General features: G+C 37.8%; 16 protein-coding genes and 1 tRNA gene. 3 read left to right on the plus strand and 14 right to left on the minus strand.

What is annotated here, in order from left to right; genetic code table 11:
* Positions 1 to 28: 28 nt before the first annotated feature.
* From DXD65_RS21535 to DXD65_RS16565, 9 genes are all read right to left on the minus strand, one after another.
* Complete coding sequence (locus DXD65_RS21535) at positions 29 to 2,854, minus strand: DUF4434 domain-containing protein (protein ID WP_117887807.1); 2,826 nt, start codon at positions 2,852 to 2,854, stop codon at positions 29 to 31.
* Between the two features lie 35 nt (positions 2,855 to 2,889).
* Positions 2,890 to 6,060 (minus strand): DUF5107 domain-containing protein, encoded by a 3,171-nt coding sequence (locus DXD65_RS16530; protein ID WP_117887808.1) that lies wholly within the window; start codon positions 6,058 to 6,060, stop codon positions 2,890 to 2,892.
* A gap of 23 nt (positions 6,061 to 6,083) precedes the next feature.
* Positions 6,084 to 6,761, minus strand: coding sequence for a hypothetical protein (locus DXD65_RS16535; protein WP_117887809.1), 678 nt, complete (start codon positions 6,759 to 6,761; stop codon positions 6,084 to 6,086).
* Positions 6,762 to 6,837: 76 nt separating this feature from the next.
* Positions 6,838 to 7,938 (minus strand): DUF4838 domain-containing protein, encoded by a 1,101-nt coding sequence (locus DXD65_RS16540; protein ID WP_005827926.1) that lies wholly within the window; start codon positions 7,936 to 7,938, stop codon positions 6,838 to 6,840.
* A gap of 57 nt (positions 7,939 to 7,995) precedes the next feature.
* Complete coding sequence (locus DXD65_RS16545; RefSeq protein WP_005827924.1) at positions 7,996 to 9,687, minus strand: RagB/SusD family nutrient uptake outer membrane protein; 1,692 nt, start codon at positions 9,685 to 9,687, stop codon at positions 7,996 to 7,998.
* A 34-nt stretch (positions 9,688 to 9,721) separates the two neighbouring features.
* Positions 9,722 to 12,829 carry a SusC/RagA family TonB-linked outer membrane protein gene (locus DXD65_RS16550; protein ID WP_005827922.1) on the minus strand — a complete coding sequence of 1,036 codons (3,108 nt, stop codon included), beginning with the start codon at positions 12,827 to 12,829 and terminating at the stop codon, positions 9,722 to 9,724.
* A 27-nt stretch (positions 12,830 to 12,856) separates the two neighbouring features.
* Positions 12,857 to 14,032: an AGE family epimerase/isomerase gene (locus DXD65_RS16555; protein ID WP_005827920.1), complete on the minus strand. Its 1,176-nt coding sequence runs from the start codon at positions 14,030 to 14,032 to the stop codon at positions 12,857 to 12,859.
* Positions 14,033 to 14,055: 23 nt separating this feature from the next.
* Entirely contained in the window at positions 14,056 to 15,456 is a 1,401-nt protein-coding gene (locus tag DXD65_RS16560) for a sugar porter family MFS transporter (RefSeq protein WP_117887810.1), read from the minus strand.
* Between the two features lie 12 nt (positions 15,457 to 15,468).
* A complete protein-coding gene (locus DXD65_RS16565) occupies positions 15,469 to 16,569 on the minus strand; it encodes a DUF4434 domain-containing protein (RefSeq protein ID WP_005827916.1) in 1,101 nt (366 codons plus the stop codon).
* A 238-nt stretch (positions 16,570 to 16,807) separates the two neighbouring features.
* Here DXD65_RS16565 and DXD65_RS16570 point away from each other — a divergent pair, with 238 nt between their 5' ends.
* Positions 16,808 to 18,016, plus strand: coding sequence for an ROK family transcriptional regulator (locus DXD65_RS16570; RefSeq protein WP_087332655.1), 1,209 nt, complete (start codon positions 16,808 to 16,810; stop codon positions 18,014 to 18,016).
* On the opposite strand, the gene DXD65_RS16575 is transcribed toward DXD65_RS16570, so the two are convergent.
* The 5 genes from DXD65_RS16575 to DXD65_RS16595 all read right to left on the minus strand — a co-directional run bounded on the left by DXD65_RS16575 (position 18,013) and on the right by DXD65_RS16595 (position 24,194).
* Positions 18,013 to 18,471 carry a WbuC family cupin fold metalloprotein gene (locus DXD65_RS16575; RefSeq protein ID WP_229075293.1) on the minus strand — a complete coding sequence of 153 codons (459 nt, stop codon included), beginning with the start codon at positions 18,469 to 18,471 and terminating at the stop codon, positions 18,013 to 18,015. The genes DXD65_RS16570 and DXD65_RS16575 overlap by 4 nt on opposite strands.
* Entirely contained in the window at positions 18,471 to 18,818 is a 348-nt protein-coding gene (locus DXD65_RS16580) for a UpxY family transcription antiterminator (RefSeq protein ID WP_005827910.1), read from the minus strand. The genes DXD65_RS16575 and DXD65_RS16580 overlap by 1 nt, the downstream gene beginning before the upstream one ends.
* Positions 18,797 to 19,903, minus strand: coding sequence for a Wzz/FepE/Etk N-terminal domain-containing protein (locus DXD65_RS16585; protein WP_016273442.1), 1,107 nt, complete (start codon positions 19,901 to 19,903; stop codon positions 18,797 to 18,799). Before DXD65_RS16585 ends, DXD65_RS16580 begins: the two co-directional genes overlap by 22 nt.
* Positions 19,904 to 19,911: 8 nt before the next feature.
* Positions 19,912 to 22,380, minus strand: a complete 2,469-nt coding sequence (locus DXD65_RS16590) for an SLBB domain-containing protein (RefSeq protein WP_005836077.1) — start codon at positions 22,378 to 22,380, stop codon at positions 19,912 to 19,914.
* A gap of 140 nt (positions 22,381 to 22,520) precedes the next feature.
* A complete protein-coding gene (locus tag DXD65_RS16595) occupies positions 22,521 to 24,194 on the minus strand; it encodes an SDR family NAD(P)-dependent oxidoreductase (protein WP_117887812.1) in 1,674 nt (557 codons plus the stop codon).
* Positions 24,195 to 24,393: 199 nt separating this feature from the next.
* Between DXD65_RS16595 and DXD65_RS16600 the strand changes: the two genes are divergently transcribed.
* Both DXD65_RS16600 and DXD65_RS21330 read left to right on the plus strand, forming a co-directional pair.
* Positions 24,394 to 24,466, plus strand: a tRNA-Thr gene (locus DXD65_RS16600).
* A 380-nt stretch (positions 24,467 to 24,846) separates the two neighbouring features.
* Positions 24,847 to 25,338 (plus strand): hypothetical protein, encoded by a 492-nt coding sequence (locus DXD65_RS21330; RefSeq protein ID WP_230327102.1) that lies wholly within the window; start codon positions 24,847 to 24,849, stop codon positions 25,336 to 25,338.
* Positions 25,339 to 25,520: the final 182 nt, after the last annotated feature.

Consider the following 25,520-nt stretch of genomic DNA (forward strand, 5'->3'; position numbering starts at 1 on the left):
TGCACTAAAATATCGGGAGGCTTTCCTATTATCTGATTACTGGATTAACAAATAATTCATCCATATACACCGGCGTATCTGCCTCAAAAGCAACTTTGAGATAGCGGGTATTGACATCTATACCTTCAAACAAGACTCCGTCAATCCAGGCATCATGCTTGGCATTCTGGAAGGAAGGAGTGTCTTTAATAGATAATAAACGATACGAGTCTCCATCTAGTGAAGCATATAAATAGACTTTCGAGGGCAGTCTAATACCTCCCGGCCTATAATTTAACATACGCAGTAAAACGTCATGGAGCTCCATTTCCTTTTGCAAATCAACCTGCAGCTCATGATATCCCTTATTAAAGATTATCCAACAACTGTCTCCGGTATTTTCCTCAGCAATCAAGCCATCCAATAATGCCGATGGAGTCTTTTCGTCCCTTATCATCTCAGGTGTCGCACCATTAGCCAATTTATCAAGGAAAGAAGCTTCAAGCAATTTCCAATATCTCGTACCCCGCTTCCAATCCATATAGTTCTGAAAAGTACAATTGGACCAAATAGGTTGTCCTAACTGAAAAGATGACATCGGATTCTCAATGATGCCACAAAACATGAAAGAAACAATATTCTCCACTCCCGCTGCCGATGCTGCTGCTTGCTGAGAAAGTAAGCGTGAATAGGCAGCCGGAATCAAAGCAGAAGTGCGGTCGTTAAGCTCATCTTCCCACGTAAACGTTTCACAGTTCGCCCATAAGGCAATATTCAGTTTATCATGAATAGTCCGCAGCTTTTGCCAGTTTTCCTTCAAGCGGACCAAAGGAAACTTTTCCCTCACACATCCCACTTCATCTTGATAGGTTATGACATCTACCTTTAGCCTAGACAACCGCCTTTCATATTCCGGATCATCAAAATCAGAATTGACCATGCCATAAGGAGAAATCAGAATTTTCTTATTCGGAGTCAATCTACGCGCCTGCTCTGCCAAAGCATTGACCGCATTCACAGCATGCTCAGAAAGTATAGGACACAAGCAATCCTCAACCGGTAAATACCATCCATAAAGCGCTTTATGTGTCCTATATATGGACGCCAACTCCTTCATCATATCCAATTGCCTTTGCTGAATCACCGGATCGCGTAAATTATCATCCTGGTCTTTAGCCCAGCCAATACTCATAAAAACCTTCATGCCTAGTCGAGCTGCCGCATCCATAATGGCATCCACCGGGCTTTTTCTATTCTCAGAATACGCCCACGGCATTAGTTTTGAAGGATAATAGGCTTCCCCTTCATTAGCTACTGCCATAAAAACTAAATATTCCATCCCCATATCTGATAATTCCTTCACCTTCTGTTCCCATATTCCAGGGTCAGTATTGTCAAAATATTGCAGATTGGTATATTTATTACGTACATCCTGATAAGCTAGATTTATCCATGTACCGGTAATTGGCTTTACTTCGGAAACAATCTTGTCTTTACCTTCTTTTTTTTGTTCGTTCAAATAGTCCAAGTATCCGTTAAACAAATCAATTGTCTCTTTTTCACCTATACAGACAGACATTTCCGGATCATTAAATACACCAGGAAACTGATAACACAAAATAGTTTCAAAATTCTCAAATTGATTTAAGTCTTGAATGATTCCATCTATAGGCCGAGGATATAATGAATTATCCTGGTTGAATAAAAAAGCCTCCAAATCAAACCATAAATGAGCTTTCGCTTCATCACATACTTTTTGTAATAAATTTGCAGCTTCAAGTCCTTTTAAATCTTCTTTAGGCATTCTAGCAAATCCAAATGGACATAATATATCCAGATGCTTCAATAAGTCCGGATAAGTATCCATTCCATTAGGAATATCAAAACTATTGGTAGCCAGCATCATAGGTTTCCCTGGTGCAAAAGTATTACAGTAGGCCTTAAACTCTTTAAAGAAGGTTACAATATCCTCCTTCCTCTTCTTTCTCATCAACGGACTCTTTTCCCAATTATCTAGCCCTCCTCCACTCTCTTCCGAAATATAAAACCCATAAAAGGACTCGTGATGTCCATACTTTTCCCAAAGCTCTTTAGCCACTCGTTTATGCCATTCTAGAGATTCAGTAGTAAAATCAAACCAAGCAAACATGCCAATTCCTAGAAATACATTCATATTTCTCCTATCTGCCTCTGTCAATATAGCCTCAATAGGATCATCAGCCTTGATATCCATCCGTCCCGGATACAGATTTGAAGGATAAAAGGCTTTACCAGTATAATTTGTGACATTTACAGAATGTTTGCCTGCATATTCTTCATTGCGAAAAACCTCCTGAATAACGATAATATTCATATTCAACTTATCCATGGCTCTCACCATCTCGCCCCAATGGCTATCCGTCATTTCCTGAAGTTTTTTGTTCCAATATTTTCCCTCAGTCTCACTCCAGTGATAGATGCCAGTCCAAGCACCAGAAAGTCTCTGAGTAGAACGAATATCGGACTTACAAATTTCAATATCCTTAACTTTCCTATATAGCTTATTTTGACTTTTAACCTTAAAGATTACTCGATTTTGGCCTATCCTCTTTTCTGTATCTACAATAGAACAAACAGTCTTTGACTGACCGGGCAAAAGTTTGAAAGTAGAACGACATATCAGATGTTCATCATCTTCTTTATTCCAATACAATGAAACAATATACATTTGCTCTTGACTGCTCTTATTTACAACTCCTCCACGAATATCAAGATCAACTTGATTCGTTACAATAGCAGGAGGTATCAATGTCAGATGAATCTCATTATCTGCATATAAAGAAATAGGTATAAGCCAGAAAAAGAGCAAAAAACATATAGTTACGAAAATACACATTGCATTCTTATTATATAATAAACAAGGTTAGAATTTTATTTTTTCAATATACGACTCAATTTTCTTATCAATTTAAAGTTATAATCCCTATAACCAACATTCCATGGAGCAATTTCTTCCGTTTCTTCATACTTATTAAGTATCTCTGTTGCCTTTTTCTTTTCATTATTATAAACCAATATACACCACTGAGCTATTTCATTATGTACATGTTTAACTTTCCATTCATTCACAAGACTATCTGCCATGTCAACTTTTCCTAAGTTACGCAATGCCAGCACAACCAAAAGGTTATTTGAGTCAAAATAAGCTTCAGACATATTGCTACTTGCAATTTGAGAGAACAAATTATCTGCTTGCATACTTTGCCCTTGTTCTACATACGCAATAGCTGCCATATAGTCTTCCAAGCGAGTATCTATCAACTCCTCATCAGGCTTTCCTACCCCCAAGTTCTCCGGCCATTCTTGTGTTTTCTCTATCATTGTTAACATTTTGGCATACCTACCATCTTCCCATTCTTTCATAGCTTGATACAGACAAGCCCTGCGATAAATATCACGTCCAATATACGATCCCTCATAAGGAAGTACCTGTAACTTCTTCAGACAATTGAGACTAGCCATATACTGTCCACTCTCACAAAGAGCCATTGCATATTTTAATCCAATATAATAGTTATCTGGATATCTCTTATAAGCATTCCTTCCCACTTTTACAGCCTCTGCCCATTGCTCATGATCAACATAATAATTTAATAAATAGTACTGTGTTCTCCATGATTGATCAAGTTTTTGAGCCATGAGCAAATCGGGCAAACCAGACTTATCCTTTCGCAACTCAGCACGACTTAAATAAAAAGCAGCATAATCAGGAACATCTTTGCAACTATTCAATAAATTTAAAGCACAACATGTATTGCCAACACTCCATTGAATCAGCCCACGATAATAACTTATTTTCCAATTATCAGACAAACCTGCTGCCCATTCCAAAACTTTCAATGTATGGGCACGAAAAGGAAACACCATTTTAGGAGACTTCTTATTAGCCTCATCCAAAAATACCATTGCCCCCTTTTCATCCCCTTTCAAATGATATATATAGGCCTTCTGATACAAAGCTATTGGATAAGTATCTACAAATGATAGAAGTGTAATAGCTTCATCCAGACAGCCAATAGACTCATACCATACAGCCATTTCCATATAAGTCTCGAAAGAGAGCTCATTACAAATAAGAGAACTGAATTCTTCAGCAGTCGAGGCTTCCAATAAATACTCTTCAAATCGAACCCAATGTAGCAATGGCAACTGTTCTGTCATTTTTTCTATTTCACTCAACGCTTTTTCCGCATGATTACTTTTTCTGTAAAGGACAATCAGCAACTGCTTCGCATATAAGTTCATTTGATTATACTCCAAACTTTTTAATGCATATTGCTCAGCTTTTTCCCAATTTTCCTCTCTCATATAAAGTTCACCCAACTGCTCATAAGCAGCCGTACGAAAACCTGGAGAAAATGTTGCCACGGAAAAGCCATCTTTGGCATCTGCCAGATTTCCCATAGCACGACTACATAATCCATACAAATAGTTGGCCTCTCCATGATAAGTATCTAAACTCAACACTCGTTTTACCAATTCACAAGCATCAAGATACATCCCTTTCTTATAATACAATGAAGATAAGCTTACCAATGCCGGAATAAAATATACATCTTTCTCTAGAGCTGCTTTCAAATATTTTTCCGCATTTCCATACATTTTCTGATTTAGCCAGTCTTTACCCTGCATATAAAGCCCATATGTAGAATTCCAGTCAAAATCAGCTGGTAGTTCTTTCGGACGGTTCAGTTCATAATCATTTTTTATCTCTGAATAAACCAATTCCTTATTCCCTATTATAATTCTGAGCTTTCCTTCCGGAATATCAAAAGGCAAAGGTATATTAAAATACTCAGGAGTTAATATTTTAGCTTTTATAGGCATCTTCATCAATAATTGCCTGTCATTGTAAATTTCCATATCGGTACAAATATCTTTCAGAGCAGATAAATGAACTTCAATATTTTTTTCAGAGTGCTCTACATATATAGCGCCTAGCGGACTTGCTTGAGAAAGACCACCGATCTCGGCTATAGGAAACCAATATTCAGTCCATTGGTCTGTCATCTGTGCAGCAAACTCATTATGATTAAATGGTGTAAAACCGCTGGTCACACTTGGCTGATTATACATTCTACCAGATTGTAGTTCCGCATATTGCCCACTATCATCAGTCAATAGTTCTTCCCAGATGGCCCCTTCACGTGAAAAACTCCAAAGATAAAATTTCATCCCCAATTTCTCATCATAATTGGAGTAATGAGCTGAACCATGTTTTTCATTATGCCAATAAATCCCAAAATAATCATTATAATCACCTATTATATGTAAAGATTTAGAAGCACCAAAATTATTATTATCATACCACGAGACATCTCGCCCCTCCTCATCAATCGGATAAGGATGCAAATCTCCCGAATGTCCTATACTATAAGTACCTGGATAATAAAATCTTGTTCCAGTTTTAGTAGCATAACCAGCATTCATCCATTGGTAATAAGGTTGATCAATAGAAGACTGATTAAACCAAGTTGTGTGCGTTGTGAAATAAGCCTTGTCCTTAGGTAAACTAATTTCGACATTCCAGACTGTACGCGTAATCCACTCATAAGAAAATATATGACAACTAACACTACCATCCACATTCTTTTTTGTAAGATAATCTATAGGAGTACTACATGTAGGAGCATGACCAATAATACCAAAATTAAATTCTATACCTCCCGATGTCCAGGGTCCTCTCATTGCCACATCACGAAATTTCACGACTCCATTAGTGTAAACAAATTCTTTATTATTAACTTTGTCTATGGCTCCCCAAATTTTCCCTCCGATTTCTGGAGTTACAGTTAGTTTCACATAATCATTTTCCAAAACAACCATTTTCCACTGCTTCTCCTGCGCTTGCATAGAAAAACCATCAAAGCGGAAATAAGGATAATAAGAATTATTAGGTGTCGCAACTGGAGATGGGTCTGAAAAAGGATAAGTCTTTGCATCACAAGTCCTTTCATAAATTTGTGCATCACTTTGTGCACAAAGACTACCATTAAAACAACACGCAAGAAACATAACAGATAAAAAAGTATTTCTATACATAGCGATCAGTTTTTAAGATATAACTATTTTTTCATACAAGGAAATAAGATATTGGGGTTATGAAAATCTGGTTTAGGCTCATTTATACTCACAGATGAATACCAAATAACCGTATTAGGCGTTGTAAAATCTGCTCTGAAAACTCCCATATAAAACTCTTCTAAATCAATTCCCAATTCCAAAAGTTCTGAAACAGACAGTCTGCCTGCAACGATATACCCTTTTTCATCTTTTATGGAACATATTTCCAGACTCTTAAAATTCCATTCATAATCAAATTTTCTATAATAGCTAGCTGAATAATCCATAACATGCCCGCTAGGATCTATCTCCATACAATAATATTGTCCCATATCTTTTGAAGCCGAAAAAAAGATTTCCACACGATCCTCAGCTTCAACATCAGACTCTTGAACAAACTCACGACACATGATTGGAGTGGCATCTGCTACATTAAAACTAAAATAAAAATATTGTGAAGAAAAGAAACACCTAAATACCGTCTCATCCTCCAAATAATCCCAAGGAGCGAAAAATGGTTTTATAGCCTTAATGGTATACCATCCCTCCCAATTGATCAGAGTCTCTAGCGGAGGGTCTTCTTTCTTCGCGTCTATGGAATAAGGAATAATTGGAGAAGTACAACTATACAGGATCTGAACAAATAAAATTATTCCTAAAAATACAGAAAACTTTCTCATAGTTCTTTTTATGCTTCTTATTTATTGTAGAATTACAAGTAGCATACATTGCTACTCGTAATTCTATTCATTTATCTTATTCCGGTAAACGATAATTCTTCAGACCATCACCATACTCTTGTACAAAATTGACATTCTTATAGGTTTCATAGTATATAGCATCGACATAAACTGCATATGCAATAATATTACGAATACCATAATGTGCATATGTGTTGATATCCGAAAGAAATACATTTTTATTCCAAGGTAATTGTACCGCTGGCTTTTTCCAGTCACTAAATAAAGACACATCCATCCAATATTCCAAAACTTGTGCCGTTTCTTTAGGGAAGACTTTTAAATTAGCCTCTAATGCATCAATATATTCACCATGAGTAATTGTCATTCCATCCCGAATAGCATCACGTTCTCTCAAAGGCTTATCCCAACGACGATTAAAAGGAGCAAATTCCAAAAAAATATCATTCTCTGGTTTTACAATTTCCGGTGCAGGAATAGTACCTTGATAAGCAAGATGTGCCAACTTTGCTTGTGGATTAACTTCTTTCAAAGCCCTTATTATCTGATTCTCTATCAACAAAGCTTGATCACTATCATTGTATTTATCACATAATTTGCAATGGCATCTCTTTCCGCCATCATCTAACCAGTAATAATATTTATTATTACTAGAAGTACATTTTTGGGCGGCAACTTTTGCATTAGCCGCTATTATACTCAAAGCCTCTTCCGATGAAGGACAACAATTAAAATCTGCTGTACGTTGACCGTTCTCATCCATACGGAAATATGCTGGATGCTCCTTGAACAAGTCTCTTGGCAACAAAGTCGCCATCATATGTTCTTGGTATTCAATATCAATAGACTTTTCACGACATTTTGAGACGAACTCCTGGTATTCAGCAGAATATATGTCAGCACCAAAAACACTAAGAGTAGTAATACCTGCATTTTCTGAAAGTTTTAACCAATCCAGAACTTCTGGTTTCTTGACGTCATCCCATGAAAGAATAATCCCTCTTGTTTGAAAAAACACATCGCCTTGAGACTCAGAAGAAGCCTCCCCTTCTTTATCTACATTTGTTTCAGTCTTTGATGAACATGATACTTGACCTAATGCCATAATACCCATCACGAATACTACACTCATTTTAAATATAAAATTCTTTCTCATAATTATCTATTTCAAAATAAAGTCATTTTTATCTTATAATCTAATATTCAATCTCTGTTAATTCCATCCTGGATTCTGAACTAAGTTACGATTTTTATCTATTTCAGACTGAGGAATAGGAAATAAATAATGTTTAGCCTTATCAAATACACGGTTTTGAAATACTGGATAACTATATGTTCCATCTGCATTTACCGTTATCTTATGCACCTTTTTATTATCAACTATTTCTGCAATTTTCCAACGTCTAACATCCCAAAATCTGTGATTTTCAAATGCCAGTTCCACACGCCTTTCTTGTCTGATCTTATTCCTCATCTCATCTTTAGTCAGATTTGCCGGTAAATCAAGTAATTGAGCACGTCTACGAATCTTATTAACTGCATTATAGACTTCTGCTGTTGGGCCTTCTGCTTCATTCAGTGCTTCCGCATAATTAAGATAAAGCTCTGCCAATCGAATAATTGCAAATCTTCGATACGAATTCCCCGATCCAGTCGTCAAATTATGTTGCTCCCATAAATACTTTCTTGTAAAATAATTAACTCGTGGTACACCACCTATATTAATATTATCTAGTCCAGTTGGAGATACATCAACCGCTCTTCCCTGCCATTGAGCCCCATGATAGAGGATACTTACATAAAAACGTGGATCTCTACCTTCAAATGGATGTACTGGATCATATCCAGATTTCAGATTAATAATCTGGTTATCATTCTCATCATAACCTAATACTGGGATCTCGCCTGTTGCAGCCATCTCATAAGAATCTACCATTTCCTGCAAAGGGCCATCTACATACCATCCTCCATATCCTAAAGGAAAACCATACCAATTCCACCAAACACATTCACTTCCACCAGAGTTTTTGCACCAAATGACTTCCGGATTAACCGTTGCAGAAAAAATATCAGCGTAATTATCAGCCAAACGATAACCATTTTGTTCAGCATAATCAATAGCAGCTTTTGCAGTACTTGCAGCCGTTTGCCATTTTGTAATGTCATTTTCTGGATTCCAATACTGACTTGCATAATATAATGTCAGCCTTGAAGCCAAAGCTTTTGCTATCGTTTGAGTAAAACGTCCCAATTGGCTTTCATCATGATTCGCCGGTAACATACTAGCAGCCGTTTCAAGATCTTGAAGAATAAAATCCACTATTTCACTAGCAGAAGCTCGTGTCAAAGTCGTACCAGTAGTTTCTCCTAAATCAATAGGTTTATCAACTATAGGTACACCACCCCACATGGTAAACAGCTGAAAATAGTAAAATGCCCTCAGGCCATAAGCTTCTCCTAACAAACGTTGCTTTCTGTTACTTGTACCGCCGGTAGAAACTTCATCAGGAATCAAATCATAATTACTCATAAAAACATTAGCACGTCTGATACAAGCATAAAAATCAGTCCAAGAACGTTGCATAGGAAATTGAGCCGCATTCCAGTTCCCATTGTTAAAATCATAGGGGGTTTGCGTAACGCCAGCAGTCTGTTGATATCCGATTTCATCTGTACCGCCTCCTAACTTATAGCGTCCTCCCAAATCTTCTGTACAAGTTTGGAAGTCCGGTAAAAATGTATAAGCATTGTTTAAGTATTCTTCAGCAGTTTGTATTTTCTGAAAAACTTCCTCCTCAGTAATACGGTCACTAGGATCTCTATCAAGAAAATCATCACATGAAGCAAATGAAATTAAAATAGAAAATCCGCACATGCTTTTTATAATAAAATTAATAAGTTTCATAATTATACTTTATTTTAATTATAATAATTAGTAATTATAACTCTACGTGTATTCCGATATTAAATACACGCTGTAAAGGATATGCCAATGCAGCACCACCTGCAGACTCCGGATCGCGATCCTTCAACCACATCTTATCCCAAACCGCCAAATTTTGTCCATTCAAATAGATACGTGCTGTAGAAATCCGCAATGAACTCAAAAACTTTTTAGGCAATGTATATCCAATTTCTACATTTCTTAATTTTATATAATCAGTATTTTGTACAAAATGATCTGTTACAACAGTATTATTCGTTGTTGAATGTGCAGCAGGTATACGTGCATTCTTATTTTCAGCAGTCCATCTCTCCAAATTGATTTTGCTACTTGGATATGTATATAAATAAGCAGTTCCACCTGTCGATGCATTCATCAGCATACTAAAATCAAAATTCTTATAGGTCACTCCTAATGATAGTCCACTCATACTACGAGGCACATTATTCACTTTAATAGGTACTCTATCAAACGCATCAATAACTCCATCTTTATTTGTGTCTACATACTTAATATCTCCAGGAACTACTGTACCAAAACTTTGTGTTGGACTATTTCTGATATCCTCTTCATCTTGAAAAAGTCCCGCCGATTTATATCCAAGTACATAACCAATTTCATAACCTCTCAGATCTTGATAATCAAAAGCTGGTATCGGTTCATCATTCTCAAGAACTTTATTACGCGCATAAGTCATTTGCAAATTAGCGAAAATTGACAAATCTTTATTTATACGCTTATTAAAACGAAGCTCTGCCTCAATACCTTTATTCTCTACTTTACCAGAATTCCTAGGAGCAACATTAGTTATACCAACATAATCAGGAACATCTCCAGGAGTAGTCAAAATATTATTTCTTTTTTCCCAGAAGTAATCAAAAGTAAACTGCACAGCATTATCCTTAAATAAGGACAAATCAAAGCCTACGTTACCTTTCGCTGATTTCTCCCAAGTAACAAATTTATTACCAACTCTACTCTCATTATATCCAGCTACTGATTGTGGAGACACTCCAAATTGATAGGTTCCCATAGCAGTTCCACCAGGAGTAAATTCCGTAATATACAGCCAACGTTGTCCACCAATTTTATCATTACCCACAGTTCCATAAGATCCTCTTAATTTAATTAGTTGGATCCATGATGGTAAAGATATAAATTTTTCATCACTCAACACCCATCCTGCAGAAAATGAAGGAAAAAAACCATAACGCTTTTTAGGAGGGAAATTTTCTGAACCGTTATAACCAATATTGGCTTCTAAATAATAACGAGTATCAAAATTGTAAGCAATACGGCTACTGATTCCTTGATAAGCATATGGGAGTTCGGCATTTTGCGAACGTAAGGTTCTATTTCCTAAAAGTTGTGCGCTAATTTGATGTTTCTCCGCAAAAGTTCTATCATAATTAAGACGTACATCCAGATAAGTATAACGCTCCACCCAACGGCTGTCAGTAGTCGATAAGCGAGATTTTACACTATGTGGTTGATAAATAGCTTCACCAGTAGCATCCTTGCCTTTATACCAAAATGAATCAAATGATTGTAATCTTGTCGTATGCTGATAGTTATTGCTTTCAAAGCTAAAATAAACCTGAGCACTCAATCCTTTGGTTATAAAATCTAATTTATGTTTTGCCGACAATGTTCCTGACATCACATTTGTATGCCTGGTGTAATAACCACTCTGAGTAACAATGCCATAAGGGTTCTGCTGAAAAGGAATTTCAAGGGCGCTACCAGCTCCCAATGTTCCATCCGGATTAAATACCGGTTGAGAAGACGGAGAACGCGTTGTAATAACACTAAACACATTAGAAAAATCACTACCAGGTCCAACACGAGTTTCCAGTCGTCCGGCCAAATCAATACGTATATTCAGCATTGAAGTTGCGTCCAAATCAACATTGGAACGAAAATTATATCTATCAAACTTACTTTTTACACCATAATTCTTTTCAAAAATATCCTGATGTTTCAAAAGAGTCCCTTGATTTACATAGCTTCCGGAAATAAAATATCGCAGTTTTCCCAATGCACTTCCTGATATATTGATATTATATTGGCTCTGCATAGAGTTCTTCTTCAAAATTTCATCAAACCAGTTAACGTTAGGATATAAGTAAGGATCTGAACCATTTTTAATAATATCCAATACTTCCGGCGTATAGCGTTCAGTCTGTCCATCATTCATATCCATATCTCTATAATAAAGAGCTTGCTCATAAGAACTCATTGTTTCGGGCAGACGAATAGGTTGCTGAACCGCTTGTTGAACAGTAAAAGAAATAAGCGGTTTTTCACGATCAACTCCTCGTTTAGTAGTCACAACAATAACTCCATTAGCACCTTGTATACCATAAAGAGAGGATGAAGACGCATCCTTCAAAATTGTTACAGACTCAATTTCATTAGCATCTAACTGATTAAAATCTGTTTGAGAACGAGGTAAACCATCTATAACAACTAGCGGGTTTGATGTCCCATATGTACCGACACCACGGATAAATAGAGAAGACGCATCTTCGCCTGGCTGTCCAGAAGTCTGTACAGTAATCAATCCTGGCAATTTACCCGCCAAAGCATTACTAAGATTTGCAACAGGACTCTGTTTTAATTCTTTCGTTTGAATTGTAGATATAGCCCCTGTCACTGAGCGCCGAGTCTGTCTATTATTCATACCTACAACCACTACTTCATCTAGAAATTGCGAGGATTCTTCTAATATAATATCGAAAGAAGTTTGCTGTCCTATCTTTATTTTTTTCTCATCAAAACCAATAAATGAAATACTTATTTCTGCATTTTTCGAAACTGATAATGTGAACTTACCATCAATATCTGTAATAGTACCATTACCCTTTTTATTCAGTTCTACAATGTTGGCACCAATAATTGGTTCCCCTTTGTTATCCTTTACTACTCCAGTTATTTTAATACTTTCTTGCAGAGAGAAATATATACCTTCCGTTTCATTCGCATATGTTTCCCAAACAGAATACGCAAAAGCCTTTTCACCTATTATCCCCAATAATAGGAATATACACAAGGAGATATACTTCCTTGAAAAACAATGTCTAACGATTGTGTTTTTTTTCATGGTCTTATAGAAATTAAGTTATACAAATTATATATTACTCTTTAATTGTTCTAAAATCTGCCAGCATTGATATAGCCCTCGTGGAACATGAAAACATCCCTTCCATTTGCCACCTTTCAAAGGCAATAGAACTTCACCTCTACGATTCAAATACCCAAACCACTCTGGATATTCAGTATCTTTGAAATGACTCCATGTATAGTCATGCACTCGCTCAAACCACTCCAAACAATTTTTATCACCCGTCAATTGATATCCCTTTAGCATTGATATCAATGTTTCAATATGAACCCACCATAATTTCTGATCCCATTCCAGTTGCTGTGGAGGACATTTATCACGATCCATGAAATAGACAATCCCACCATACTCCTTATCCCAACCATATTCAGCCATTGTTAAAGTAATATCTTTAGCTTTCTCTATTAATTCTGGACGATTCAATCGTTTACCTAAATCCATTATAAACCACATCGCTTCAATAGCATGTCCTGGAGTCACTTGCCGTCCTTCAAATGAATCAGAAAGTTCCCCACTAGCAAGTACATTTTCTACAATAATACCTCCCAACTCCGGGCGGTAAAAGACCTCCATTACTTCATGAATACAAGTATCAATTGTACTCATTAGAAATTTGTCATCCAGAAGATGCTCTATTTCTAAAGACAGATTACAAAGGATCATAGGCAAGGCAAATCCTTTTAAATTGCGGGTTCCTGGATAAAGTTTATTCCATTTACCTTTAGGATTATCCACCTTTGATAATACAATATCAAAAGTTCTTTTGGCAATATCTGCATACTCTTGATTACCTGTAGCTAAGCTAAGTTGCCCGAAGGCCATCGTAGCAAATGTATAAGAGAAGATATTATAGGGTTCCACCAAAGGAGCCCCCTTCCGGTCCAAAGAAAAATACCAGTTATAATTGCCATCATGACCATGCTTTTTCAAGAATTCACCACCTTGAACTGCACAATCCAGCCACTCTTTCTGCTTTTCCACTTTATTATAAAGCATGGAAAATAACCAAACTTCACGGCCTTGAAGCCAGACAAATTTATCCGTATCGAATACTTCACCTCTACGATTCAAACAAGTGTAATAACCACCCTGCTCAAAGTCTTGCGAGCGATGCAACCAGAAAGGAAGTACATTTTCAAAAAGTTCATTTTTGTACTGCGCTGCTAACTGTTTAAAGTCCATAATTCATATTTTTATAAGGTCGATTATTTTTTCATCCAATAGCGTTCTATTTCTTCCAAAGACTTACCGGTAGTCTCAGGAATCAATTTCCAGACAATCAGAAGATAAGGTATACACATCACAGCAAACAACAAGAATGTCCCAGCGGGGGTAAGATTCTGAAGCATCCATGGTGTCAGTTGTCCTACAAGATAAGTACCTACCCATAAGGAACATCCGGCTAGAGACATTGCCATCCCACGAATACGGATAGGATACATTTCCGAAAGCAGTACAAAAATGACTGCACAAATAGAAATAGCACAACAAAAAACATAAAACAAAAAGAAAAACAACAAGAAGTTATTTGGCAAATTGAGCGTTTCAGCAAAACTAAAATAAAATCCAATTAATAATAATGAAAGTATCATACCAGACACACCATAATACACAAGTTTCTTTCGTCCAACTTTATCTATAATGAAAACTGCAATAACTGTGGTCACAGCATTAACTACACCTACCAGCACTTGACTAAACAGAGCATCTCCACCTGACAGACCTGCTTCTTCAAAAATGGTAGGTCCATAATAAAGTACCGCATTTACTCCCATAAACTGTCCAAGGATAGCAATGGCCGCCCCTATTAATACTGCTTTGAGAATTCCTGGTTGCAACAAAAAACTCCAATCGGATTTAACTTCTGACCGAATGACGGATTTTATTTCTTGCAATTGCTCTGTAGTATCTTGTGGAACAAGATATATTTTCTGAAGAATACTCTTTGCTAAACCATCACGTCCTTTCAATATCAACCAACGTGGACTTTCTGGAATAAAGAAGAGTATAAAGAAAAAGAGTAATGATGAAATACAAGAAAAGCCCAACATGCCTCTCCATACCTCTGAAACAAAAATCAGGTTCAGCCAATCAACACTTAGCACAAGTCCACTCTGAGACAAATGGAGTAATTGTAAATTTGTCAAATATGCACCTAAAAAACCTATAGTAATAGCTAATTGATACAAAGCAACCAACCGTCCCCGATACTGAGCTATTGAAACTTCCGATATGTACAAAGGAGATACAACAGAAACAATTCCAATACCTATACCTCCCAACATACGTGCAAACACCAGTTGTTCCAAAGAGTCACTAAATGCACAGCCAATACCTGATACTGAAAAAAAGACCGCTGCTATCAACATTGTTACTTTCCTTCCCCACATATCGCTCAACTTACCAGCAAACAGTACACCTATAATAGAACCGATCAAGGCACAACCAACAAACCAACCAATCTGGATTTCATCCAATCCAAACTTCACAGTTACTTGAGATATAGTTCCTGAGATGACCGCAGCATCATACCCAAACAAAAAGCCTCCCAAAGCTGCCACGACAGACAAAAATATTAAATAAGAAAAATTTATATTTGACTTCATACCTATTATATATTATTTGATTCCAAAATATTCTTTATATCTGTCATATAAGTGTCCTGCCTGCAGATAAGCAGATTGTGGACTCATAAAATGAGAGAATTCAAAAGTAATAGCTTTATCATAACCTGCACGTTTAGCTGCTTCCAATTTCATACGAAGCTTATCAAACTTAATGGGCAAGAAACGGATAGGCATATCACGATCAAATGTCTCTGCATTAGTCCAGCACTGTATACCATATTTATCTGCTAATTTTTTATTTATAGTAAAGAACGTATCTAACTCATCATAATCTATATGTCCATCCTGAAAGGCACAAGCATCAATAACTTCATGGATACCATCAAAAATTTCGTTCCATTCTTTTTCATGTTCTTCCACAGATATCACATCCGCTTTTGTCAACTGCCCCCCATTTACCATAACAGCCTTTTTCCCATCAATCCAAGGAGATATAAAAGTAGGTAAGCCACCAGAGACATCTTTACACTGCTTACCCATAGTATAAAATGCATTAATAGCTCCCTTAGTTTTCCGGCTAATTTCACCACTTATATACCAACCACCAAAACTTTTATGATGTTTCCCATAACGCTTCCAAACCTCATCAATAACATATTTATTATCTTCCACCTCCCAACTTAACTCCCCCGTATCCCAATAACGCCCAGAATCATACAAACCAAAATAGAAGATCATATCATACTTATCAGCCAAATTCAAAAACATATCCACCAAATCTACAGAAGGCATATAGCAACCTTTCTTGAGCAGATATTCAGAAGGATAAGTAATAAACTTCCTATAACCTGAACGTATTAAAATAACAGTGTCAATCCCCATTCCCTTCATATATTGAAAATCTCGTTCCCATTCCCTTACCCCCCAATTCTGGTGAGGAATATCATGCGAAATCTCATCTAAAAACGTTCCAGTTATTTTCAACCCATTATTTAAGAGAGTATCAGACTTACTTTCCCAAGTATTTTCCAGTACTTGAGATAGCTCTATATTACTATTGGGAATAGCACTCAAAAATGAGGGGACTGTAAATAGTGAAGCTCCAGCTAATACTGACTTTTTTAGAAAATCTCTTCGATTATTTGCTCTCATTTGTTTTAGGTTTTTCTTAGTATTCTTTTATTTATCTGCTACAAATATAGATATATTTATTAAATATGCAATAATTAATAAAAGATTTTATTAATATAAATCCAATAATTAACTTATTTAATTAATATAAAATAAAATATTCTCTCAGAATGATAGAAATTATATCATTTCATAAGGAGATACAACAATTTACAAAATTATTTTAGTATATTTGGCAGAAATACATAAAAGTATCACTATGAACCAAGCGCTATTAAAAGAAATAGAAATGGGAAGCAAGAATGCTCTTCTCAAAAAGAGGATCATTACGCATTATATATACAATGGTAGTTCCACCATTACTGATTTATCCAAAGAGCTGGATTTAAGTGTGCCTACAGTAACCAAATTTATCAGCGAAATGTGCGATGATGGCTATATTAATGATTACGGAAAGTTAGAAACTAGTGGAGGACGTCATCCCAGCCTCTATGGACTCAATCCTGAATCAGGCTATTTTATAGGAGTAGACATCAAAAAGTTTGCCATTAATATTGGACTTATTAATTTCAAGGGTGATATGGTAGAACTGAAAATGAATATCCCATATAAGTTTGAAAATACCCAGGAAGCCTTGGAGAAACTATGTAAACTCATCAGTAATTTTACAAAGAAAGCAGGAATCAATCCAGAAAAGGTATTAAACATTTGTATCAATATATCAGGGCGAGTTAATCCTGAATCAGGTTACAGCTTCAGCATGTTTAACTTTTCCGAACTTCCGTTAGCAGAAGTATTAGCTAAGAAAATCGGATATTCCGTTTGTATAGATAATGACACTCGTGCCATGACTTATGGAGAATATATGCAAGGATGTGTCAAAGGAGAAAAGAATATCATCTTTGTAAATATAAGTTGGGGACTTGGCATTGGAATCATTATAGATGGAAAAGTTTATACCGGTAAATCTGGATTTTCTGGAGAATTCGGACATGTCAATGTATTCGACAATGAGATTCTATGCCACTGCGGCAAAAAAGGATGCTTGGAAACAGAAGCATCTGGATCAGCCTTACATCGTATTTTACTAGAACGTATCAACAATGGCGAATGTTCCATATTATCCAGTCGTATAGCCACTAAAGAAGACCCACTCACATTGGACGAAATTATTGCAGCAGTAAACCAGGAAGATTTACTCTGTATTGAAATTGTGGAAGAAATTGGCCAAAAGTTAGGAAAACAAATTGCAGGATTAATCAATCTATTCAATCCTGAACTGGTAATTATAGGAGGAACACTGTCATTGACTGGGGATTACATTACACAGCCTATAAAAACCGCTGTGAGAAAATATTCTCTGAATCTAGTAAACAAAGATTCGGTTATTATAACTTCCAAACTAAAAGACAAGGCGGGTATTGTAGGGGCATGTATGCTTGCACGAAGCAGGATGTTTGAGAGCTAAAGCTCCAACATCCGCTTCATAAAAGCCTTTATTCCCTCCACATCAGAAGCCTGAGGAGCCCACGAAGCCAAATCCTCTGAGGGTAGAGGCTGATATGGACCTTTTTTAATTTCAAAAATAACGGTACCTGACTCCAAGGCAATAATGCTATGCCATGTATTAGAAGGAATCTCCAGACCATATTTACCTTCCGAAGGATTGAGGCATACCTTATCTGTTACATCACCGGCATCATCATAAAAAAATGCCAGCAGACTTCCACGCAAAACCAGATAAGTTTCTTCCTTACCTGTATGACGGTGAGGAGGAAGATAAGTTCCCGGTTCCAAAGCATTCAGCAACCGATGAATAGGAGCATCCATAGACGCATGAAAATTATAATTCATACGTAAACGGGAGTTCTCCTTAGCTTGTGAAGTAACGGTATCCAGCAGCTCTTCTGTTATCAGCTTCATCATAACTTCAGCAATTGGGCAAACTTGGCAGGAAGTTCTGCTTTGCCCGCCTCAATAGATAAACTTTTTCCTTCATTATCTACTAATATAGCAGCCTTCTGCGAGGAAGCCAATGAGGTAACTTCCGACACATTACCGGCAACAAACAAACATCCGGAAAAAAGAGGAGTAATCACCTTCCGGGTATGCCCTTTCCATTTTACAAACACAGCCTGCATCGGGCAATATGTAGTATATCCCGCAGCATTCAAACGCTGCATCAACTTATGTTCAGACTTGGGTGCTGTGTACAATGCATGCCAGCACATCATATCATTATCCGTCATCATATTGTTTGCTTTTTCCATCCCTTTAATAAATCTTTTACAAATAATATCCATCCCACACTGCCGACACCTGCCAAGAACATGAAGCCGATCAAAATCATCAATTTATTGGGCTTTGCAGGCTTCAAAGGTACCGTAGCCGGCTGGACAACCGTATATACCGGTGTAATCTCCTGCACCTTAGCTCTTGCCATCTGCAATTGTTGAGACACTTGTGTATATACTTGATAGGCTAAATTCATTTCATTCTGTAAACGCTCTTGCTCTGCGCGATAACTCAGCAATATTATATTCTGGTTTGCATCTACAAAATTTGCGTATTTCTTCTGGGCAGACTCATAACTGGCCTTTGCTTCTCCATAAAGTTTTTCGGTAAATGCCAAATCATGACGAGCCTTATTAGTCCGATAATCTGTGATGTAGTTCTGCAGGCAATGCATCACGGTATCCGTCAGCGAAGCAGATATCAAAGGATCCTGCATAGTAACAGACAAGGTTGTCACACCTGTCTTTTTGTCTACGGAAACAGAGATACGTTTACTTAAAGCATCTGCAATGGCAGACTCATCTCTAGTAAGACGAAAAGGATCCAGCTTTGCGTCCCCCTCTTCCGGTTCATCCTTAAACAAAGACAATGTCCATCCTAACACCTTAAAAGGAGCGGAGAAAATTGCACTCCACCAAGGAGAACGCTGTTCTTCTTTCAAATAAGCATATAAAGTCGTGTCTACTTTTGCTTTCTGATCCTTGACTTTAACATCGAACAGTTCAATCAGAAAAGGAGTAGAACTTACAATATCAGGATAAAGTTCGGGTGACAAAGCATCCTCACCAGAAGAAGTGCCCAAATTGATACCCGCCATGGCTGCAAGGGCTCCCATACTTCCACCACCAGATTTGCCACCACTCTCCGGAGCCAATGTCACACTTGTAGAGTACTCCTTAGGAATACTAAATGCAACAACCAGTCCTACAAGAGCAGCGATACCACACGCCTTAAAAACCAATTTGCGACTAGCCCATACTTTCTGGGCCAGTTCTATCAAATCTATTTCTTGTTCCTCAGGTTGTGGAGAGGTTATGTTTTGTATTCTTTCTTCGCTCATAATTCAAATTACTTAAAGAGATTAACCATAGTCGCAATCATCGCTGCAATAGAAGCTGTCGTACTTCCCATTCCCAGAATTTCAGCAGTAGTCATCTTCTTTTTCTGTTCTTTACTTGGAACAATTATTTCACAACCAGGTTCAATGGCTTTCTTGTTCCCTGCTTTTAAACGAGAAACTGTACCATTCATGTATATTACATAGACCTTACGTTTCTTGGCATCATTACCAAAACCACCAGCTTGATTGATGTAATATTTCAAGCTTTCACCCTTTTTATATAAAACTGTATTCGGATACATTACAGCACCGTTGATTTTCACTGTACTTACGTACTCCGGAACAAATAACACATCTCCCTCGCGAAGCACCATATCAGCATCTGAACCAGGATTTTTCAAGGCCTCTCCCAGATTTATACCTACAGAATAGGTATCGGACAAATCCAATCTTTTTACAGATATGGAATCTCCGCCTCCCGCTTGCGCCATACGCAGAGCATCTTCCTTACGGCGGAATTCTTCTTCGGTCATCCTACGTATAAGACGCGCTCCTTTTATATAAGCATCGGGAGTTACTCCACCAGCCTTAGCTATCAAGTCACTCAAACGTTCATTCTTTTTCGATAGTGCATAATTACCGCTAAAAAGGACTTCTCCGCCCACCATAACATTCTGTTGTTTAAAATAGGACGGACTCTTACGAACATAAATTTCATCAAAAGGCTCAAGATGGAAATCCTGGCTTCCTTCTCCCACCAATAAGCCATCTTTCAAATCAAAAGAGAAATTCTGGCCTACTGTAGTACTGAAAGATGTACTCTTCGGATCTTTCATGCGCCGTGCAACTTCAACCTTTGTTGTAGCCGCCGCCTCCAACAAGCCACCAGCCTGCAACACCAAATCCTCTACTGTCATTTTATCAGAATAAAGATATGTACCCGGATTGGCAACTTCACCATGAATGGTAAGTGTAGCTTCTTCCTTCAAGTCATGAATACTTGGAATATATAAAATGTCATTCTTCTGCAAAGGAATATCTGCAGCCGTCCCGTTCAGCAAACCTTTCACATCTACTTGTATAACCTCATGCGACAAGTCTTCAAGTTCACGATCGATTATAGCACGGTTTAAGAATGCATCTCCGCGAAGTCCTTCCGCTTTCTTAATCAGCTGCTTCACTGTATTCATCGTACCGTCCAACTGATACAAACCTTCACGATATACAGCACCGCGGATTTCCACACGATTCTCAAAACGCTGTAAAACGGAATCAACCGTTATCTTATCACCGTCATCTACGCGGAATACGGAATAATCCATCTCATCCACATTATAAATTTGATGCTCACGTCCACTTTTACGGATTATACGTAATGCTTTCTTATAAGCATCACCCGTAAAACCACCTGAATACTTCAATAATGTACCTACGGTTTCAGTGGGTTTCATTTCATAAAACATCGGACGTTTTACCTTACCTAATATCTGTACCAGTGACTGGTAAGGATCCACAAGAATTACATCACCATCCTGCAGACGGATGTCATCCTTCATTTTTCCTTTCATAAGTAAATCGTAAACATCCAAATCCGCTATTGTATTTCCATTGCGAATCACTTTAATACTGCGCAAACTACCAATCGGGTTCACACCACCTGCACGATATAAAGCATGAAATACGGAAGCAAATGATGAGAGGGTATAAGTTCCGGGCACCACAACTTCACCCATAACGTTTACTTGAATAGAACGTATTTCTCCTAATGTCAGTTTAACTTGGGTAGACGGAACATTTCCGGTTACTCCAGAATATATTCTGGCAAATTCTTGTTTCAAATAATTATTGGCTTCCTTTACAGTTTTGCCACTCAGATAAACCGGTCCTAAATTATTCACAAGAATACTTCCTTCCGGAGAGATTGTTTGTCGAATCGTTGTTTCAGAAGCTCCCCACACATCAATAATCACCTCGTCACCAGGCCCCAGACGATAATTCTCGGGAGTAGCAACATTCACATTGGGTTCGAAAGTCAAATTATCGTTAGTAAAAATATTATGACCATAAATTTGCGAAGTCGGATCCTCTGTTTCCTTCTCTTGAGACAAGGAACGATTATCCATCATTTGTAAAGAATCCCCTGCAACATCCGTTTGTCTGGCAGAATAAGTTTCCGAAGTTGTACGCAGCCCTTTGACTACGCCACTCATTTCACCACGTTGACGAGAACGCTTCTCATCTTGGGTATTGCTCTGCGGACTTCCAGATTTAGAGTTTTCATACTTTTTCTGAATTCTTTCAACTTGTTCCTTTGTCACTCCCCGCCGCATTAATTCAGTAGTAATCTGCTTTTGATTTTTGCCCATCTGCTGAGCGCTTTTTACATACTGAACAACCTGATCATCTGACATCTGCTGAGCAAAAGCTACCCCTGACAAAGTAAATACCAAAAAGAATAGTGTTATTAATCTACGCATAAGATATTCTGATTAATCTTTTGAGTTCTTGTAATAAATATAAATCGGGCACAAAGGTAATATATTATTTTTATAATATACATTTATTCCACCTCTAAGTTTCAGAAAAAGCATTAAAAAGCTGTCACTTTCACGTCTTTTCATTGGGTAGAAGAAAGCGGGAAAATTGGCACTATTTTTTTCATTAGTCCAATCAAAATAGCCTTTTTTTCAGTATAACTATGTTGCACCAAGGCCAGCACTTCTTCCCGCACATGTTCATAATCATCAACAGATGCCTTTTCACGCTTTATCTTTTCACTGATTACAGAATCCAAAAGTCCATCCCCAGGCCCTCCCACAATGTACACTTCTCCCCCATCCCCCATGACTCCCACTTCCAGGGTGAGCATACAAGCTTCAGACAAGGTAATCAAACAATGAGTATTCGTCGGATACACCTCACCCAAACGTACTATGAACATATCAGTTTCCCCTGTGTCGCGTTTCAACCTGCAATCAGATGATTGCACATATATTTCCGCCACACGCTTACTATATTCCATAGCATTTTCCGGATGACGTGCATTAGCAGCAGATATCATAACCATACGGGACACTCTATACTTTACCGCCAGGTCTGCAATATTCACTGTCCCCGATATATTCGTTTGAATTGCCTCCGACACAAAATCATCCATCAGTTGTACATGCTTATAAGCAGCAGAATGAAAAACAAGTTGAGGACGTGTTTCTTCAAATATAGCCTCCATACGCGTACGGTTAGCAACATCTGCAACCAATACACGGACCTCCAGATTCTTCCAATGATCAGACAATTCCAACTGTACATCATACAATGGGGATTCTGCCTGATCTACCAGAATCAACTGATAAGGATTCAGTGTAGCCAACTGGCGGACGATTTCCCTTCCTACAGCTCCCGCCGCTCCCGTAACCATTACTCTACGCCCCTCGATATGGGCCGTAATTTTACGCACGTCAACTTGTACCGGTTCTCTACGGAGCCAATCTTCTATTTGAATGTCCTTTATCAGTCCATCGTCCATACAATCGCTTAAGGGAGGAACGGTCATTACATGAATATCATGAGAGAACAGTTTATCCAGCATTCCGGAATTTTCCAAATCCGACACCTTGCTTGGAGAGATAATGATTGTATCCACTTTCTTTTTCTTTAGACGGTCAAACAGCTGCTCATCATTGGGATATACCCTGCATCCCATCGTATGTTTACCTATCATATCAGGTTCGTCCGAAATAAAGCCACGCAGGCGATAATGATTATTACGACTAACTCTCAAGGATTTTGCAACATTGACTCCAGTCCCATGGAATCCATAAATAAAAACATTCACGCAATGACGTGCATCAAAAGCAATAGCTTCATAAAGCATCTTCACAGCAATGCGCATACAAGCCATCAGAGAGAAGGTGAACATATATGCTATAAACAGAATGCTGTTCGGCAAAGTTTCTCCAAGCCCCGAAACAGACCAACAGTAATTCCCTAAAAACAGTACAGCATAGCTTATCGTAAGACTCCAAAACACACGATAAATATCTACAAAAGAGGAAAAACGGATAACACCCACATAAGTACGGAGAATATGAAAGAAACAGATATTACACAAGACAGCCCAAATGGTCAGCCATACATATAAAGAAATTTCATAAGATACGGACGAAAGCCTATATTGCAAAAAACATGCAGAAAGCATGGAAATCACAACGATAATTACATCTACCAACAGCACCGTCCATTTGGACGCTATGCGTGAAGAAAGATATTTATAATAGATTCTTAAATTCATAATCAGTATCAGACTTATTTGCTATAGGACCTACGACAAAGATGCTTCTTTTCGTTTTATTATCCAATTTTTATGGCAATAAAGTTCAGGACATTCAAATAGAAAATTATCCCACTAAAATATTTCTAAAAAAAACAGAGATTCTTTTTGCCTTTTCAAATAAAGATGTACCTTTGCACCCCGTAAACAAAAGCTTATTGCCGCTATAGCTCAGTTGGTAGAGCAACGCATTCGTAACGCGTAGGTCGCCAGTTCAAGTCTGGCTAGCGGCTCGATATTCAAGCACTGATTATCTGGAATAATCAGTGCTTTTTCTTTTCAAGAATCGTTAGAATAAAAAAACGCTCTTCTACCAATATATTTGCATAAAACACAATGCCCTTCCAAACAATTTAATCCATAGCCGCATAATTATCCCAAAGCAAGTAAAGCAAGTTTAAAACAGCACCATCTGATTACAATGATAACTTGAAACATATAGGCACATTATTAAAAACATAATACACCTTATATTATACATAGTAATTCCCAATATTTGCGGCAACTTTTCAATAACCCGATTTTTCAATCTTAAATAAAGGATTGAGGTGATTGAAGAACACAAGCCAAAATCAAAAGGCTACCATAGGTTTCTATAACATACTATAAAAAAATGAAAAGAATCAAGTTATTTACAGCGGCTTTGCTGCTGGCGGCTATATCCGCAGGAAATGATGTGTGGGCGCTTTCCGATTCAGGAAAGAAAGACACGCGTCCGGTAGAATCACCCAAATTCTTCAGTGGAAACGCCAACCCGTTGTCGGATTTCATTTTGTGGCCGACCCGACATCGGTGGAATACAACGGAAGGCTCTATGTGTATGGAGCCAATGACACCCAGCAACTGGACAGTGTGGGAAAAGACGGCAAAAACACATACCAATACATCCCATTCACTGGTCATGCTGTCCACCGATAACATGGTAAATTGGACTTATCACGGACTGATTGACGTAAAGGCCCTCTCGCCATGGGGTATAGCCTCATGGGCGCCATCCATCGTATCGCGGGTGGAATCGGACGGTAAGACGTATGCTGGTGAGCCTGTTCACCCAAGGATTAGGCCACTGCAGGGCTCCTTTCGACCCGGGTGCCGTGATAGATGACGAAGGTACAGGATGGCTGTCATTCGGTGGAGGCGGAAAGGGGGAAGTCGGCACCGACTACATGCCCGCATTGTCCGCTTAGGCAAAGACCTGATTAGTCTGGACAGCAAGATAGTAGAGACAAAAGCTCCCTATCGTACATGACTTCGCACACGCCGCTCGACACCGACAACTGGCAGTAT

This window comes from Bacteroides sp. 4_1_36, assembly GCF_003466325.1.
GTDB classification, from domain to species: domain Bacteria; phylum Bacteroidota; class Bacteroidia; order Bacteroidales; family Bacteroidaceae; genus Bacteroides; species Bacteroides uniformis.